Source organism: Planococcus dechangensis (genome assembly GCF_042654465.1).
In the GTDB taxonomy this organism is placed as follows: domain Bacteria; phylum Bacillota; class Bacilli; order Bacillales_A; family Planococcaceae; genus Planococcus; species Planococcus dechangensis.
Window position 1 is genome coordinate 1823505 of the sequence record NZ_JBHSGL010000005.1, and the last position, 17469, is coordinate 1840973.

Annotated in this window: 16 protein-coding genes and 1 pseudogene; 11 read left to right on the forward strand and 6 right to left on the reverse strand. The window is 50.2% G+C overall.

Translation table 11 applies throughout. The annotated features are described in order from the left end of the window. Positions 1 to 7: 7 nt before the first annotated feature. Both ACFO5U_RS12165 and ACFO5U_RS12170 read right to left on the reverse strand, forming a co-directional pair. Positions 8 to 460, reverse strand: a complete 453-nt coding sequence (locus tag ACFO5U_RS12165; protein ID WP_377279333.1) for a hypothetical protein — start codon at positions 458 to 460, stop codon at positions 8 to 10. Between the two features lie 51 nt (positions 461 to 511). Beyond that, the gene (locus tag ACFO5U_RS12170; protein ID WP_377279334.1) at positions 512 to 985 is read right to left on the reverse strand and encodes a DUF4181 domain-containing protein; all 474 of its coding nucleotides are present in this window, start codon (positions 983 to 985) and stop codon (positions 512 to 514) included. 255 nt (positions 986 to 1240) lie between these two features. Here ACFO5U_RS12170 and ACFO5U_RS12175 point away from each other — a divergent pair, with 255 nt between their 5' ends. From ACFO5U_RS12175 to ACFO5U_RS12190, 4 genes are all read left to right on the forward strand, one after another. Continuing rightward, on the forward strand, positions 1241 to 2470 hold the full coding sequence (locus tag ACFO5U_RS12175; RefSeq protein ID WP_377279335.1) for a dicarboxylate/amino acid:cation symporter: 1230 nt from the start codon (positions 1241 to 1243) through the stop codon (positions 2468 to 2470). Positions 2471 to 2553: 83 nt separating this feature from the next. Next, positions 2554 to 2886 (forward strand): heme oxygenase, encoded by a 333-nt coding sequence (locus ACFO5U_RS12180; protein ID WP_377279336.1) that lies wholly within the window; start codon positions 2554 to 2556, stop codon positions 2884 to 2886. Positions 2887 to 3001: 115 nt separating this feature from the next. Next, entirely contained in the window at positions 3002 to 4642 is a 1641-nt protein-coding gene (locus ACFO5U_RS12185; protein ID WP_377279337.1) for a diguanylate cyclase domain-containing protein, read from the forward strand. Positions 4643 to 5143: 501 nt separating this feature from the next. Then, a complete protein-coding gene (locus ACFO5U_RS12190; protein WP_377279338.1) occupies positions 5144 to 6340 on the forward strand; it encodes an MFS transporter in 1197 nt (398 codons plus the stop codon). A 63-nt stretch (positions 6341 to 6403) separates the two neighbouring features. Here ACFO5U_RS12190 and ACFO5U_RS12195 read toward each other — a convergent pair. Together ACFO5U_RS12195 and ACFO5U_RS12200 are read right to left on the reverse strand one after the other, a co-directional pair. Further along, positions 6404 to 6820 (reverse strand): annotated as a pseudogene (locus tag ACFO5U_RS12195) (cupin domain-containing protein); the annotation flags it as partial. A 74-nt stretch (positions 6821 to 6894) separates the two neighbouring features. Beyond that, positions 6895 to 7944 (reverse strand): NAD(P)/FAD-dependent oxidoreductase, encoded by a 1050-nt coding sequence (locus ACFO5U_RS12200; RefSeq protein ID WP_377279339.1) that lies wholly within the window; start codon positions 7942 to 7944, stop codon positions 6895 to 6897. A gap of 156 nt (positions 7945 to 8100) precedes the next feature. Between ACFO5U_RS12200 and ACFO5U_RS12205 the strand changes: the two genes are divergently transcribed. From ACFO5U_RS12205 to ACFO5U_RS12220, 4 genes are all read left to right on the forward strand, one after another. Next, positions 8101 to 8892, forward strand: coding sequence for an ABC transporter ATP-binding protein (locus ACFO5U_RS12205; protein WP_377279340.1), 792 nt, complete (start codon positions 8101 to 8103; stop codon positions 8890 to 8892). Positions 8893 to 8899: 7 nt separating this feature from the next. Further along, entirely contained in the window at positions 8900 to 9829 is a 930-nt protein-coding gene (locus ACFO5U_RS12210) for an iron-hydroxamate ABC transporter substrate-binding protein (protein ID WP_377279341.1), read from the forward strand. Between the two features lie 67 nt (positions 9830 to 9896). Then, positions 9897 to 10895, forward strand: a complete 999-nt coding sequence (locus ACFO5U_RS12215) for a FecCD family ABC transporter permease (protein ID WP_377279342.1) — start codon at positions 9897 to 9899, stop codon at positions 10893 to 10895. Then, positions 10892 to 11899, forward strand: a complete 1008-nt coding sequence (locus tag ACFO5U_RS12220) for a FecCD family ABC transporter permease (RefSeq protein ID WP_377279343.1) — start codon at positions 10892 to 10894, stop codon at positions 11897 to 11899. Before ACFO5U_RS12215 ends, ACFO5U_RS12220 begins: the two co-directional genes overlap by 4 nt. A gap of 54 nt (positions 11900 to 11953) precedes the next feature. Here ACFO5U_RS12220 and nhaC read toward each other — a convergent pair whose 3' ends face one another. Beyond that, the gene (nhaC, locus tag ACFO5U_RS12225; protein ID WP_377279344.1) at positions 11954 to 13426 is read right to left on the reverse strand and encodes a Na+/H+ antiporter NhaC; all 1473 of its coding nucleotides are present in this window, start codon (positions 13424 to 13426) and stop codon (positions 11954 to 11956) included. A gap of 202 nt (positions 13427 to 13628) precedes the next feature. Between nhaC and ACFO5U_RS12230 the strand changes: the two genes are divergently transcribed. The 3 genes from ACFO5U_RS12230 (at position 13629) to ACFO5U_RS12240 (ending at position 16127) form a co-directional block, all read left to right on the forward strand. Continuing rightward, on the forward strand, positions 13629 to 14165 hold the full coding sequence (locus ACFO5U_RS12230; protein ID WP_377279345.1) for a dihydrofolate reductase family protein: 537 nt from the start codon (positions 13629 to 13631) through the stop codon (positions 14163 to 14165). A gap of 117 nt (positions 14166 to 14282) precedes the next feature. Then, the gene (gene mgtE, locus ACFO5U_RS12235) at positions 14283 to 15629 is read left to right on the forward strand and encodes a magnesium transporter (RefSeq protein ID WP_377279346.1); all 1347 of its coding nucleotides are present in this window, start codon (positions 14283 to 14285) and stop codon (positions 15627 to 15629) included. Between the two features lie 84 nt (positions 15630 to 15713). Continuing rightward, positions 15714 to 16127: a DUF4395 domain-containing protein gene (locus ACFO5U_RS12240; RefSeq protein ID WP_377279347.1), complete on the forward strand. Its 414-nt coding sequence runs from the start codon at positions 15714 to 15716 to the stop codon at positions 16125 to 16127. 52 nt (positions 16128 to 16179) lie between these two features. On the opposite strand, the gene ACFO5U_RS12245 is transcribed toward ACFO5U_RS12240, so the two are convergent. Continuing rightward, the gene (locus ACFO5U_RS12245) at positions 16180 to 17457 is read right to left on the reverse strand and encodes a glutamate-5-semialdehyde dehydrogenase (RefSeq protein ID WP_377279348.1); all 1278 of its coding nucleotides are present in this window, start codon (positions 17455 to 17457) and stop codon (positions 16180 to 16182) included. Between the last annotated feature and the right edge of the window lie 12 nt (positions 17458 to 17469).

The following is a 17469-nucleotide window of genomic DNA, read 5'->3' on the forward strand; positions in this document are numbered from 1 at the left end:
ATCGCCTTTAGCGAAGCCGATTGCTGCCGAGTTTTTCTGCCGTTTTATAATCTTTGGATTTATGGAGCTCTAGCTTATTGCGTTCGGCAAACTGTTCCAAGTCGTTAAACAATCCGTCCGGAAATAGCGTGAAACGCAAGTCGATTCCTTTTTTCACATGGACAACCGCTGCTTTCGATGTCCAATTGCTACGCTTGAAATCAATGCGCCGGACTTGATCCGCGTACACCGTTTTATAGAACAAAGGCAACTTCAACCATTCAAGACGGTAGACGATATTGTCCCGGCGCACCCTGGCGTTCGCTTTGATAAACAAAGCGAGCACAATCAAGGCGGTGACGAATAGCTGAAAATATAGCGCAAATCCTGTTGGAAATGAGCCGAGAAGAACCGGGGGCAAATTGATCGCCAATACCATGAAGACCAGCAGCAAGCGCTGCACTTTTCCTTGATGAACCATTCGCTCTCCCCCTTTTACATTCCATTGTACAATCAGTTGATTTGATTGGTCTTACAACATTAACTCCACGAAATCCGGGAAAAACGCAAATAAGCACGTGATGACAATAACCCCTCCAGTCAGCAGCTGCAATAAGGTGTATTTATAATCATTCGGATTATCGGAATGCCTTTTTTCCATATAAGCGGTGTATAATTCCTGGATTGCGCCGATTGCCATGATGACGACTAAAGGAATTGTCGGCCCATGTTCAATAGAAGCAAAATACGCAAAGAGCGCGATACCTGCTCCTCCCCAACGGAAATAGCCGTCCACTTTTTCATGGCGTCCGTTGACGTAATTTGAAGAAGGCGCAAATAACTTCTTGCGCTCCACCTTCAAAATTTTCCTCAGCAACCAATTCACCAGGGCGATCGAAATGCCGGTGACGACTAAAAATCCGATCAATGCCCATACCCAATTGGTCGGAGCAGAATAATAGCCGGTCATTCCGGTCATTCCATCCATTCTGTTCATTCCATCCATTTTTTCACCCCTGGCCGACTGATTTGCTTCACCGATTCCCATTCATCTGTACATACAATTATAGTATCACGAGATTTTGGGAAATTATAGAATATTTTTTAATTTTTCTGATAACAAATTTTCTCTTTATGCTCTTTTCTATGGAGTATCGGCGACGAGTTCCGTTCTTTGACAAAACGAAAGCCGTACGCTATCGTAATAAGGTCAAATCCGACTAAGTTTATAAGTTTTTTAAAAATATATGAGGAGGCACTTATGAAAGCTCTTTGGAAATCTTATGTAAATATATCCCTTATTTTAAAAATCACTGTCGCACTCATTCTTGGCGTCGCTGCCGGCCTCATTTTTGGCGAACAAACGGCCGTGCTCGACCCACTCGGCGATCTTTTGCTGCGGCTGTTGACCTTCCTGATTGTGCCGTTGATTTTCTTCACACTGATTGTCGGCATTAACCAGTCGCGAATCGGCGACCTCGGACGCATGGGCGGGAAAGTCTTTTTGTTCTATACATTAAGTTCAGCATTCGCCATTATTGTCGGCTTATCGGTCGCCAGCATTTTTCAGCCGGGCTCGGGCATGCAGCTCGACGGCTCGGAAACATTCGATGTGCCGGAAAATCCAGGCTTCACCAGTGTGCTGCTGAATATTGTGCCGTCGAACATCATCGCTGCGTTCAGTGAGATGAATTTGCTCGGCATTATCTTCACTGCGTTCGCGTTCGGCATTGCCATCTCGTATATGAGAAGCTCTGCGGAATTCAGCGAACTCGGCAACCATTTGATGAAGACAATCAACGCTTTGAATGAAGCGACATTGTTCGTCTTGAAAGCCATCCTGCAATACGTGCCGATCGGCATCTTCGCCATCATGGCACAAACAGTCGGATCGCAAGGGATGGATACGCTCGTTTCGCTCGGCGGCATGGTCGCTGTGTTGTATATCGCCATCGCCGTTCAAATTGCCATTTACACAGCGGCGTTGCTGTTGTTTAAAGTGAATCCATTGACCTTCTTCAAACACGCACGTACGCCGATGCTGACAGCGTTCGTTACGCAAAGCAGCTCCGGCACTTTGCCACTGACGCTTGATGCAGCTCGCGGTCTTGGCGTTTCGAAAAGCTTGTACGGCTTCAGCCTGCCGCTCGGTGCGACGATCAATATGGACGGGGCGGCAATCCGCATCGCCGTCTCTGCCGTTTTCGCCGCTAATATCATCGGCGACCCGCTCAGCTTGTCCGAAATGTTTCTCGTCGTCCTGGTCGGCACATTGGCCACTGTCGGCACTGCCGGTATCCCAGGCGCAGGTATTGTCATGATCGCCACCGTCTTCGTCCAGCTTGGCTTGCCGATGGAAGCGGTCGCGCTGCTTACGGCGATTGATGCATTGGTCGGCATGGGCGCAACGATGCTCAACGTCACTGGCGATTTGGCCGGGTCGAAACTGATCGACCAAAGCGAAAAGCGCCGAGGCACAGCAAAAGCTTGATCCGGCTCTAGACGGACAAAGAACAGTTGCTTATGATACAGTGGAAGTATCTCGTATCCTACAGAAAAAGGAGACATGCCCATATGTATATCGTAACGAACCGTATCAAAATGAAACCGGGCTTTGCCGAAAAGATGGCACCGAACTTCACACGTCCAGGCGCATTGCAGGAAATGGAAGGCTTCCATAAAGTGGAAGTGACCGTCACGCAAAACCTCGAAGAATACGATGAATTGAACGTCAATATGTACTGGGAAAACTTAGAGAATTACGAAGCTTGGAAAACAAGCGACGTCTTCAAACAAGCGCATAAACGCCCAGAACCAGCAGAAGGCGAAGAGAAAAAAGAATCGCCGATGCTCGGTAGCGAACTGGTCATCACAAAAGTCGCTTCGGTCATCGAAGCAGCAAAATAACAAGAAACAGGCAGTGAAAACTGCCTGTTTCTTTTTTCCTTCTTTCACCTTTTATGCAGGACTTTTGATATAATTATCGTAATCGTTAAAAATGCCTGCTTTGGAAGGAAACTATATGAAATCATTATCACTTAGGAATTATTGGGGTCTTATATTCGCTGTCTTCATCTTATTGTTTGCGGCCGTTCTCAGCGTGTTGGTGTCCGAAGTGAGCACCAGCAGACTAAAAGAAGAACGCGGCACTGCGCTATCGAATACCGCGTTCCAGATGAAAGACCGCTTAGACCAATACATGTGGAGCCGTTATAGTGAAATCAAAACCTTCGGGGAAATCGAAGAGCTTGGACTGGCCACAACAGCGGAAGAAAAACGCGCCACGATCGAATTGCTCCAACAGCAAGTACCGGCCTTTTCCTGGATCGGCATCACCGATTCAGCGGGCAGCGTCATCGCTTCTACCGATGCATTGCTGGAGGGATTGGATTTGTCGCAGCGCCCGGTTTATACCGAGGCACGAAAGTCCGACTTTATCGGTGATGTCCACGAAGCCTTGTTGCTGGCTGAACTGCTTCCGAACCCCGGTGGACGCGACCTTGAATTTGTCGATATTAGTGTCCCCATCGTTTATCCGGATGGGTCATTCGGCGGCGTCGTGGCGGCTCACTTGAGCTGGGTATGGGCAGAAGAAGTCATGAATTTCGTGCTGCATCCTTTAAACGGCAGTGAAAACGAACTGGAAGTCTTCGTCTTGAGCTCACGCGACCACCGCGTCATCTTAGGACCTGAAGAATATCTCGGCAACAAGCTGTCCATTGAATCTTATTCACTGTCAAGAGAATCATCTGCAGGATGGGTGTTGGAAGAATGGCCGGATGGCAAAATGTATTTGACCGGTTATACAGGCAGCGAGACCAATTGGGATTATCCTGGCTTGGAATGGACTATACTTGTGCGCCAGCCTGAAGCAGTCGCCTTTGCCGCAGCGCGAGATTTGGGGCGCTTGATTATACTGAGCGGATTGGCGAGCGCGCTTCTTTTTGCCATTTGCGGCTGGTTGGTCGCAGGGCGCATTTCACGGCCATTGAACGATATTTCTTTAAAGGCGAAAGCTTTCCGGAAAGGACAACAACTGAGCTTGCCGAAAAATACCGGTGTCCGCGAAATTGAGGACTTGTCGAATTCGCTGGAAACCCTTGTGGCAACACTCGTCATGACGGAATCCGATTTGGTGCGCATGCAGGATTTGGCGCAACGCGATCCTTTGACCGGCTTGCCGAACCGCATCGCATTGGAAGATGCCGCTGATCGCATGATGAAAAAAACGCAGGAAAAACAAGAGAAATTAGCGTTTTTCTATTTGGATTTGGACGGCTTCAAGAAGGCTAACGATACGTTAGGGCATTTAGCTGGCGACCATGTGTTGCAGAAAGTGGCGGATCGGCTCATGTCAGAACTGCCGCACGGTGCGTTTATTTCCAGAATCGGCGGCGATGAATTTGTTCTCTTGTTCCCCTGTTCGACTCTTGAGGACACTTCGACACGCCAGTTGGCGAGCCGGCTGATTGAACAATTAAGTTTGCCGATTAAGGTCGATGCCGGCCGCGTCCAGCTCGGCTGCAGCATCGGGATTTCGGTTTATCCGGATGACGCGGAGAATTTGTATACGCTGCTGTCTTATGCAGATGCAGCACTATACGTGTCGAAAGAAAACGGCAAGAACCAGATGACCTTTTACGGAGATGTCGCTTCTGGATGACCAAGAAAACCGGATAAATTAAACAGCGCAGCATGGGAGATTTAGCTCCGATGCTGCGCTGTTTCGATGTTCCCTCATTCTATCCGGTCAAAGATGCATTATTAGTTTCCACCAGTCAGTACACCAGCTAAGCGGCCTATACAAAGGCGGTGGACCTAAATTAAAGAAAATGCTAGTTCATATATACAATTCAATGAAATATAAAAGCCACCTCGCGCTCACGGTTGAAGCGCAGCAGTGAGACAGGCGCTTTTCCTGGCTTACTGCGGAAGCTCAACCCTAAGCGAGGCGGCGATTCGCTAAATGGCTAACACAACAAACCTTAAAACTTGAAAGCATCCGATTCTAGCTGTTCGGGTACTCCCTCCCACCATTTAGCCCGTGCACCGCGCAGCCTTACCCCATCCCATATATTGGACGATGCGCCCGGCTTCTGCTAGGTTTAATAGGAAGATATATTACATATAGAGCTATTTTCATGCTTTTAAAGGAGTCTTACATTTGAGTACCAATAAACCTAAATTGTGGACACGCGACTTTGTCGGCGTCTCGATTGTCCATTTCCTGTTGCTGCTGGTCTTTTATTTATTAATCGTGACGATGGCCGTGTACGCTGTAGATGAATACGGGGCTTCGACAAGTGAAGCCGGACTGGTGACGGGGATTTTCATACTGGGTGCTTTGACCGGGCGCCTGGTCATCGGCCGCACACTGGATATGATCGGCCGCAAACGGGCGCTCATGCTCGGTTCTGCGCTGTTCGTCGGGATGACTGCGCTGTATTTCCTGCCGCTCGGTTTGCCATTCTTGATGCTCAACCGCTTTTTGCACGGCGCCACACTCGGCATTGCCAGCACGGCCGCCGGAACGATCGCCGCACAAATCATCCCGCATACGCGTAAGGGTGAAGGCATCGGCTATTTCAGTATGAGTTCCACGCTCGGCGCAGCGTTCGGCCCCTTTATCGGCTTGATGATGAGCCAGTGGACGAGCTATAACATGATTTTCGCCGTTTGTACGGCCATTGCGCTCGCCGCGCTCGTTCTCAGCCGTTTTGTCCAAGTGCCGCCGGTGGAAAAACCACCCGCCAGCGACCAGAAAAGCGGCTTCCGCCTGTCCAATTATTTGGAGGCGAACGCCGTGCCGATTGCCATCGTCATGTTTATGGTGGCGCTCAGCTATTCGAGCGTGCTGTCTTTCATCAATTTCTATGCCAACGATAAAGGATTGGTCGAAGCGGCGAGCTTCTTCTTCTTGGTCTATGCCATTGTCATCCTGCTGACACGCCCTTTTACCGGGCGCATCATGGATCTGTATGGAGCCAATTACATCATGTACCCGGCTTTGGTGTCGCTCGCTGCCGGCTTGCTGCTGTTGAGCAATGCCGATTCGAGCTGGAGCTTATTGTTCGCGGGTGCATTGATCGGGCTCGGGTTCGGCAATATGCAATCTACGACACAGGCGGTCGCCATTAAATTGACGCCTCCCCACCGCATGGGTCTCGCAACATCAACATTTTTTGTCGCGATGGACGGAGGTCTCGGTGTCGGGCCGTATGTACTCGGCTTTATCATTCCGTTTATCGGCTATAGTTCGCTTTATGGCTTGCTCGGGATTGTCGTCTTGGTGTTGATCGTGCCTTATTATTTGCTTCACGGAAGAAAAGAGCGTGCCCAGCGCTCTGCTTCTGTCCATTAAAATTGAGCTATAGAAAAGAAAAAGACCGGACGACAAGGTGTCGTCCGGTCTTTGTTTTATATGTTATTCCTCTTCTTCTGCCGCATCCGCTTCAGCTTTTGTTTCGTGCACAGTGCTATGTGGATGTTCAGGTGGTGCATAGATGGAATAGATTTTCAGCGGCTCGTCGCCTGTATTCGTCACGTTATGCCATTTGCCTGCGGGGATGAGGATGGCGTAATCGTCTTCCGCTTTTTCTTCGAAGCTTAAATTGTCTTCGCTGTCACCCATTTGTACGAGGCCTTGCCCGTCTTCAACGCGCAAAAACTGATCGCCATGTTCGTGGACCTCCAGACCGATGTCATCGCCTGGTGCGATGCTCATCAATGTGACTTGCAAGTTTTTTCCGGTCCAAAGCGCTGTCCGGAATGTATCGTTTTGTTTAGTCGCTTCCTCAATATTGACGACAAAGGACTCCGCACCGTAATCTTTTAGTTCCATCATGATTCCTCCTCCGATTTGTTATGCTGTTCTGCTCTACTCTACCCGTGGAGCTTCAGCCATAAACTAACCGGTCAATGCACCGCTTTTTGTTTTAGCGCTTGGTTGCGCGAGTTGAAAACATCATTATGGGACGACACCATCGCACTGCGTGCAGCATCGGGTTCGATAAATTGCTTTGCTTTATTGACCGCATTGGCCGCATCGGTAAATGTGCCGGCGATTAAATTGAGCTTGCCTTCATGCTGAAGGATATCCCCTGCGGCAAAGACACCGGGAACGGTCGTTTCACTTGAAGGCGTTCCTTTAATATAGAAGCCTTCTGAAATCGCCAAGTCGAGCGGGCTGTTTTCAAGCAAACTCGCATCGCGCTCGTAGCCATGGTTGATGACAAGTTGGTCGACCGCCAATAACCGCCGTTCGCCGGTCTGTTGGTTCATGACTTCCACCAATTCCACACGGTCGCCCACATCCGATGCGACGAGCCGTGTGATGCCCGAATCGAGCAAGCATTCGGCGCGGCCTTCAAGCAATTGGCGCACTTGCGCTTCGTGGCCGGTCATTTCGGATTTGCGGTGGACGACGTAGACTTTTTCCGCGATCGGCTCGAGTTCATTCGCCCAATCGACCGCCGAATTGCCGCCACCTGAAATGAGCACCGTGCTGCCGCGGAAGCGTTCGAGCGTTTTGACGGTATAGTTGAGGTTGGCCACTTCAAAGCGTTCGGCTCCTTCGATTTGAAGTTTTTGAGGCTTCAAGATGCCGCCACCAACAGCGACAATAACAGATTTGGAATAATGGATTTCACCCGACGCACCGGCAAGGACAAACAATCCGTCTTTGTTTTTCGCCATGCTTTCGACTTTCTCATCGAGACAGACGGTCGGCTCGAAGGTCAGGCCTTGTTCGACCAGTTGGGTAATGAGCTGCTCGCAGCGGATCGGCGTTTGCCCACCGACGTCCCAAATCATCTTTTCGGGATAGACGTGCAGCTTACCGCCAAGACGCGGCTGGAACTCGATGATTTTCGTCTTCATGCCCCGCAGTCCGCTATAAAAAGCGGAATATAAGCCGGCGGGACCTCCCCCAATGATGGTTACGTCATAAATGTCGTGATTAGCCATTCTTTCCATCCCCGTTCTATAGTAAATTCCGATTGACAACGATTCTCAATAGCTTTATAGTATTCATTGTAATGAAATTGAGAATCATTATCAATATATATCTCTTTTTTATTTTTTGCCTGTAAAAATACAAGTTATTGAAAAGGAGGGCTGTCGATGGGACGCCTTTTCACCGAAAACCTGGAAGTCAGCTACGGCGACAGGAAAATCGTCAAAGGCTTGTCCCTGTCGATTCCTGATAAAAAGATCACCGCCATCATCGGCCCGAACGGCTGCGGCAAATCGACATTTCTGAAAGCGATGACGCGCGTCATTCCGCACGAATCCGGAACAGTCATTCTCGATGGCCAGCAAATCGCCGAAGAAAAGACCAAGCAATTGGCCAAGAAAATGGCGATTCTGCCCCAGTCACCGGAAAACGCTGCCGGATTGACCGTAGGCGAAATCGTATCTTACGGTCGCTTCCCCTACCAAAAAGGATTCGGCAAGCTAAGTGCGCGGGATTACGAAATGATTGATTGGGCACTTAACGTGACCGGTACTCAGTTTTTTAAATACCACCCTGTCGATGCCTTATCCGGCGGACAGCGCCAGCGCGTCTGGATTGCGATGGCGCTGGCACAGGAAACAGAAATGATTTTCCTCGATGAGCCGACCACCTATCTCGATATGGCGCATCAGCTGGAAATTTTGGAACTACTTCAGCAATTGAATGCAGACGAAGAACGCACCATCGTGATGGTACTGCACGACTTGAACCATGCCGCCCGCTTCGCCGACCATATTGTGGCGATGAAGGACGGCCAAATCATTAAAGCAGGATCGCCGGAACAAGTCATCGTTCCCGAGGTGCTCCGGGAAGTGTTCCGCATCGATGCGGAAATCGGCCTGGACCCGCGCACGCAAAAACCCATTTGTCTCACTTACAATTTAATTAAAGGAGCTTGACCTGATCATGAAAAAATTACTCATTCTATCCATCGCACTGCTTATTATGCTAGCGCTTGCCGCTTGCGGTTCCACAGAGGAAACAACGGAAGAAACCGGCGGCGCTGAAGGAAACGAAACTGCTGAAGGCACGATCGAATATGAATCTGAGAACGGCACAGTGGAAGTGCCGGCTGACCCGCAGCGCGTTGTCGCGCTTGCTTACGGCGGCAATGTCATGGCCCTTGATGTCCCGCTCGTCGGCATCGATGCTTGGGCGATCGACAACCCGAACTATCAGGATCACTTAGAAGGCGTTGAAGAAGTATCTGAAGAAAATCTCGAGAAAATCATCGAATTGGATCCGGATTTGATCATCGGATACTCGACGATTCAAAACATCGATAAATTGGAACAAATCGCTCCAACCGTTACATTCACATACGGTCAAGTGGATTATTTGACGCAACATGTGGAAATTGGCAAATTGCTTAATAAAGAACAAGAAGCACAAACTTGGGTGGATGACTTCAAAGAGCGCGCACAAGCTGCTGGAGAAGAAGTCAAAGCCGAAATCGGTGAAGACGCAACTGTATCGGTCATCGAGAACTTCGATAAGCAATTGTATGTATTCGGCGACAACTGGGGCCGCGGCACCGAAATCCTTTATCAGGAAATGGGCTTGAAAATGCCTGAAAAAGTTGAAGAAATGGCACTAAATGACGGATTCTACGCATTGTCCCAAGAAGTGCTGCCTGAATACATGGGCGATTATGTTATCTTCAGTAAAGATTCTGAGCAGGACAACTCTTTCCAAGAGACGGACCTGTACAAAAATACACCAGCTGTCCAAAACGACCAGGTATTTGAAGAAGATGCAAAAAAACTCTATTTTAATGACCCAATTTCACTCGATTACCAGTTAGAGTTCTTCCAAGAAAAATTCCTTGGCCAATAATACCAAAAGGGATTCTGCTCTGCTCAGCGGAATCCCTTTATTCTTTCTATAGAAAAGATGATGATGCATGCGTTATAATTTCCGCTTTACCTACATATTTGGAATCAGCTTGCTGGCACTTGTGCTGGCTTTTGTTGTGTCGATGGTGTTCGGCGCAGCGGATGTCAGCCTGAAAAACCTGTGGCTTGCTTTGTTCTCGGATAGCACCGGGCAGCAAATTTCGGTCATCCGTGAAATCCGCCTGCCGCGCGAAGTCGCCGCAATTTTTGTCGGGGCGGCACTCGCCGTTTCAGGGGCGATCATGCAAGGCATGACCCGCAATCCGCTTGCCGACCCTGGCCTTCTCGGGTTGACGGCGGGTGCCAACGCAGCGCTCGCTGCAACTTTGGCATTCATCCCGGGTGTCAATTATTTCGGCATTATGATTGCTTGCTTTATCGGTGCCGCGCTCGGTGCCGGTCTGGTGTTCGGCATCGGGGCATCCCGGCGCGGCGGCTTTTCGCCGTTTCGCATCGTCCTTGCCGGCGCTGCTGTGTCCGCTTTCTTGACGGCCATTGCAGAAGCGATCGGCTTATTGTTTAAAATCTCGAAAGATGTCTCGATGTGGACAGCCGGCGGATTGATCGGCACTTCTTGGGGGCAGCTCCAGATTATCGTGCCGTTCATCGGTCTTGCACTGCTTGCCGCATTATTATTATCCCGCCAGCTCGCGGTGCTCAGCTTGAGCGAGGAAGCGGCAATCGGGCTCGGTCAAAAAACTGGCCAGATCAAGGCGATGCTATTTGTGGTCGTCACCTTGCTTGCTGGCGCCGCAGTCGCACTTGCTGGCAACTTGGCATTTATCGGTTTGATGATTCCGCATATCGTCCGCGTGATTGTCGGCAGCGATTACCGCTTTATTATTCCAATGTCTGCTGTCATAGGCGCTATTTTCATGCTGCTCGCCGATTTGTTCGGCCGCACGGTCAACGCACCATTTGAAACACCGGTTGCAGCAGTCGTCGCCATGCTCGGCTTGCCGTTCTTCCTGCTCATTGTCCGTAAAGGAGGAGGCGCGTTCTCATGATCCAACAACATATTATCCGCAAACAACGCATTACTGTGGTGGTGCTGATTGCCATTATCGCTGCGACTGCCGTACTAAGCATGGGTCTCGGCTATTCGACACTTGGCTTTAACCGCATTTTGCCGGTGCTGTTTGGCCAAGGCGACTTTAAAGAAGAGTTCGTGCTTTATTCCATCCGCTTGCCAAGGCTGGTGATCACCTTCCTTGCCGGCATGGCGCTCGCCTTGTCCGGTGCGGTATTGCAAAGCATCACCCGAAATGACCTGGCCGACCCCGGCATCATCGGCATCAATTCAGGTGCCGGCGTCGCCATTGCAGTATTCTTTTTGTTTATGCCGGTAGACCCGGGATCTTTCACCTTCATGCTGCCGTTCGTAGCTTTTATCGGCGCCTTTATCACCGCCGTGTTGATTTACTTTTTTTCACGCGATCCACGCACAGGGCTCCAGCCGGTACGTCTCGTGCTGGTCGGAATCGGCTTTTCGATGGCCTTGTCCGGCGTCATGATCGTGCTCATTTCATCTGCTGACCGCGAAAAAGTCGATTTCATCGCACGCTGGCTGGCTGGGTCGATTTGGGGTACGGACTGGCCGTTTATTTTGGCCTTGTTGCCATGGCTCGTCATTCTGGTGCCATTTGTCTTGTACAAAGCCAATCGCTTGAATATTCTTGGACTCGGAGACCCAGCAGCAGTCGGGCTCGGGCTCAACATCGGCAAAGAGCGTGCTGTGCTGCTCATGGCGGCTGTCGCTTTGGCTGCGGCTGCCGTATCGGTCACCGGCAGCATCGCATTTATCGGCTTGATGGCTCCTCACCTCGCCAAAGCGCTCGTCGGGCCTCGCCATCAATTGTTCTTGCCTGTGGCGATCCTGCTTGGCGGCTGGCTGCTCCTCGCTGCTGACACAATCGGCCGCAACATTCTTGAACCATCCGGCATTCCTGCAGGTGTCATGGCCGCACTGATCGGCGCGCCTTATTTCGTCTATTTATTGCTGAAAAAATAACAAAATGGCTAGCACTTCCTTTTATCAGGTGTGCTAGCCATTTTATTTTTGCTGTCAGACCGGCTCAGCTTGCCGTGCGTCCTCTTCCATACGCGCTTCTCGTTCTTTGATCTTCTGCATTTCCTCATCGGTCATGAATTCGACTTTCCAGCCGAGGAATGCCATGATGATCGCGATGATCGGCACTGAATAGTTCAAAACCGCATAAGGTGCATAAGCAAACGGATGGACCGCGAGCGTCGCGAGGATGAACACACCGCACGTATTCCATGGAACAAATGGCGAAGTGATCGTGCCCCCGTCTTCCAAGGCGCGCGACAAGTTTTTCGAATGCAACCCTTGGTCTTGATACGCACGTGCATACATGCGCCCAGGCAGGAGAATCGAAATGTATTGCTCAGAAGCGGTGACATTCGTCAAAAATGCCGATGCCACTGTCGCGGCAATCAAACTGCCCGCAGTTTTCGCCAGCATCAAAATCTTTGTGACAACCGACTTAAGCATGCCCGTATGTTCCAACACGCCGCCGAAAGTCATGGCGAAAATGGTCAAAGAAATAACGAACATCATCGAATCGATGCCGCCCCTGTTGAACAAGGAGTCGACAACTTCATTTCCAGATGTAATCACATAGCCGTCATGAAGGGCATTGACCGCCTCTGCGACCGAACCGCCTTGCACAAAGATATGGCACAGCCAGCCGAGAACGATGCCGATGCCGAGCGCAGGAAGCGCTGGCACCTTTCTCATGACCAAAACGATGACCGCCAGCGGCACGAGCAGCAATAGCGGCGAAATGACAAAGTTTTCTTCAAGCGATGACAAGATGGAGTTTATATTGCCGCTGTCGATGGCATTCCCGCCAAACTGTCGCCCCAGGAAGAAATATGCGATCAATGCGATGATCAGCCCCGGGATGGTCGTATACACCATGTGACGGATGTGAACGAATAAGTTGGTGTTCGTGACCCCTGCTGCCAGGTTCGTCGTGTCAGACAATGGCGACATTTTGTCTCCAAAATAAGAACCAGAGATGACTGCTCCTGCAACCATCGCTGCCGGAATGCCCATGCTTGCCCCAATGCCCATGCCGGCGATGCCGACAGTACCCATCGTAGACCAGGAACTGCCGATCGATCCGGCAACGAGTGCGCAGATCAAACAGATCGTCACAAGGAATAGAGATGGTGTAATGATTTTCAATCCATAATAAATCATCGTCGCGACGATCCCGCCGCCGATCCATGAAGCGATGATCATCCCGACCATGATAATGATGACCAAAGCCGGCAATGCGAGCCGGATTCCTTTATACGCCCCCTCTTCGATCATGTGCCAGCGATACCCCAATCGCCAGGCGATGATGACCGCTACAGTCGTGCCGAGAAGCAAAGGAATATGCGGGCTTCCTTCGAAAATGATAATGGTGATGGCCATCGCCGTTACCATGAAGATCAACGGCAGCAACGCGAGCCCAAAAGGCACTTCAATCTCCTGTTGCTTTGGACGTTTCTTCTTCTCTTCCATATGTTCAAGCCCCTTTGTAAAGATAGAATAAATGCATGTATTTATTTTGCCACTATACTGTTTTAATGGCTATATAAATTTTCAGATTACACCGATTTTTCGGAATTCGGAATAGTCTCAAGCAGGAATACCCGCGTTATGCACCGAAGAGTATCGATATCGTATTTGCTCCCGGCCAAGACATGGAAAGGAGAAGATGGACGTGGGAAAACTGACTGTTTCTATGTACGTAACACTCGACGGCATCATGGAAGAACCGTCATGGACCGCCGCTTACTGGGACGGCGAACTCGCCCAGTTTCAATTGGACCAAATTTACGGAAACGATGCGCTGCTGCTCGGTCGCGTCACTTATGAAGGGTTCGCTGCTACTTGGCCAACCGCTGAAGACAGCCGCGGCTTTGCCGATCGCATGAACGAAATGCCGAAATACGTTGTATCGAGTACCTTGAAACGAACCGAATGGAATGCGCGACTCATCAACCACGATTTCGTCGAGGAAATCATACGGCTGAAAAAGACCGGCCAGCGACTACTCGTCTACGGCAGTGCCGAGCTTATCGACACACTGATCGCCCACGACTTGATCGATGAATTGCATTTGATGACCTTTCCGCTGCTGCTCGGCGAAGGTAAAAAACTATTCCGTGACGGCACCGCGCCGAAAGCGTTCAAGCTGTTAAATAGTTTTGCGACCGATCAAGGTGTTTTAATCGCCAATTATGCGCCGGAGCGTTGATCTGATTGCATATTTTCCGTATTTTCGGGCATAATGATACTGTTGCCTCCCTTTGGGGAAAGAACAAACGAGACTAGCTACATTCTGGTCTTCCCGAAAGGAGTTGTCCGTAAGAAGATGACGGAAAATGAAATTACTTTAGCGTTGATCCGCTCTTTAAAAGAAGGGCGCACAAACGATTTCCAAATGATTTTGGATGAACTGCAGCCATATGATATCGCCGTGCAATATCAACGCTTGCCGGAAAAACACCGGGAACGTTTCTTGCTCCACTTGAACATCCGGCAATTGACTGAGCTTATGCAGGAACTTCATCGGAGTGACCAAGTCCGGCTGCTCGAGCGAATGCCGATTGACCAGTCGACGAAAGTACTCGATTTGATGGACAACGACGACCTCGTCTCACTATTGTCCGACCTTGAACCGAACTTGATCGAAGAATTGCTGTCGCGGATGAACCGCGACGAATCTTCCTATATCCAAAAAACGATGAGTTATCCACCGGAAACAGCGGGACGCATCATGAACAACCGCTATGTCTGGATTCCGCGTTATTATACGATTCGTCAGGCAATCGACAAAATCCGTGAGTTTGCGGAAATTGCCGAGTACTTGAACTATTTATACATTGTCGATGAAGATAAACAGCTAGTCGGGGTCGTTTCATATAAAGATTTGATTCTTGGGGAGCTTGACGATGAAATTGAAGAAGTTATGTACACGCGCGTCGTCAAAGTCGATGCCTTGACTGACCAGGAAATCGCCGCTGATATTATCGGCCGCTACGACTTTATCACCTTGCCGGTCGTCGACACCGAAAATCGGCTGCTCGGTATCATCACTGTTGATGATGTCATCGATGTCGTGATGCAAGAAGCGAACGAAGACATCGAAAAGCTTTCCGCATCCGGTAAAGCGATCGACTTCAAGACTCCTCCACTCATCGCTGCTTACCGGCGCTTGCCATGGCTTATTCTCTTATTATTTATCGGCCTCATATCCGGCGGCATCATTAGCCGCTTTGAAGACACGCTGCAAACGGTCGTCGCCTTGGCGTTCTTTATGCCGATGATTGCCGGCATGACCGGTAACACTGGGACACAATCGCTCGCCGTTGTTGTCCGCGGGCTGGTTGCCGAGCAGCCCGACCGTAAAGGGACGATCAAGCTCATTATCCGCGAATTATGGGTCGGCATCATCATCGGTGTCACTTGTGCGATTTTAATCATGCTCATCGCCTATGTATGGCAAGGCAATATCGTGCTCGGCCTGGTTGTCGGCAGTTCGCTGTTATTGACGCTGATCATCGGGACACTCGCCGGCACCATCATCCCATTGATTTTGTACAAGCTGAAAGTGGATCCGGCTGTTGCGTCGGGTCCGCTCATCACGACTATTAACGATATTCTGTCCTTACTCATTTATTTCGGGCTGGCTTCGCTGTTCATCTCTCGTTTGATGTGAACAGCGTTTTTAATTTCAATCCCTTTTTCTTTATTCCGAGTAAGTAACTATGTATAATAGACAAAAAAGCTCGGAGGTATCCCTATGACGATTCCAAAACCGCTCGTCCAACTCAATCAAGTATTCCTCGTCGTCACCACACTCGCCGGATTACTCATCCACCCGTTCATCCTGTTGCTGCCGTTTGCGGTTGGGGTCGTCACATTGGCGACGAAAAAGAACCCGCTTATCGCCAACAGCCGCCGTTTTTTGAAAAAGCCGGCAAGCGCCTATGTACAGGAAGACCGCGATCAGCAATTGTTCAACCAATGGATTGCGACCGTCTGCCTCGGCCTTGCACTCGCTTTATTCGCCATCGGCATGCCACTTCTAGCCACCGTCTTCGCGGCTATGGTCATTATCGCTGCAGGCGTTGCGCTTATGGGCTATTGCATCGGCTGCACCGTGCGCTATCAATTGCTGATGTGGAAACACCGCCGGACGAAAACGGATTTTTGATTTCGCTCATTTAAATAGAAAAAAGGCGGAGACTTTGGTCTCCGCCTTTTTGTTATTTTATTTGTCCATTGCCTTTGATGATGTATTTCGTCGAAGTTAGTGCCGGCAAGCCCATTGGCCCGCGCGCGTGGAGCTTTTGCGTGCTGATGCCGATTTCGGCGCCAAAGCCGAATTCGAAACCGTCCGTGAAACGGGTCGACGCGTTATGGTACACTGCCGCCGCATCCACTTCCGTGAAGAATTGCTGGACGCTTTCCGCATCTTCCGAAATGATCGCCTCGGAGTGCTTCGTTCCGTACTGGTTGATGTGCTTGACCACTTCATCGACGCTTTCTACCGTTTTCAGCGCGAGTTCGTAAGCCAAGTATTCTGTTCCCCAGTCTGCTTCTTGCGCCGGGATGATGTCGTTTCCTGCCTGCTGCGCGGCTTCGTCGCCGTGGATCGCCACGTCTTTCGCTTGCAGTGCTGAAATCAATTCCGGCAGATGCTGGTCTGCCCATTTTTTGTGGACGAGAATCGTTTCACAGGAGTTGCAGACAGAAGGGCGCTGGGTTTTGGCATTGAGTGCGATGCTGATCGCCATATCCTTGTCCGCTGTCTCATCGATGTAAACATGGCAATTGCCAGCGCCCGTCTCAAGGACCGGGACCGTGGAGTTCGACACAACCGTCTTGATCAAGTTCGCACCGCCGCGCGGAATCAATACATCCAAATAGTCGTTCAGCTTGAACATCGCTGATGCTGCTTCGCGGCTCGTATCTTCGAGCAATTGAATCGAGTCGACCGGCAGCCCGCTTTGTTCAAGCGCGCGGTGAATGACCGCTACAATGGCTGTGTTCGAGTAGATAGCCGTTGAACTGCCGCGCAAAACGACCGCGTTGCCGGTCTTTAAGCAAAGACTCGAAGCATCCACTGTGACGTTCGGGCGCGCTTCGTAAATCATGCCTACGACGCCGAGCGGCACGCGTATTTTCGACATGTCGAGCCCGTTCGGCTGCTGCCATTGTTCGAGCACTTCCCCGACCGGGTCGTTCAGTTTCGTCAATTGCATGAGTGCATCCGCCATATCCGCCAAGCGGTCTCCATCGAGCTTGAGGCGGTCGACGAGCGATTCGCTCATGCCGTTTGCGCGTCCTGCTTCGATGTCTTTCAAGTTTTCGTTCAAAATGAATTGTTTTTCAGCCAATAATTGCTCAGATATAAGTTCTAACGCTTTATTCTTAACGGCGGTGTCGGCTTTGGCGAGTTCCCCCGCCGCCGCTTTCGCCTTTTTCGCTTTTTGAATCAGTTCCGTTTCTACAGCTTCTTCCGTTTGAAGAACTTCTGTCATCCAATCTTCTCC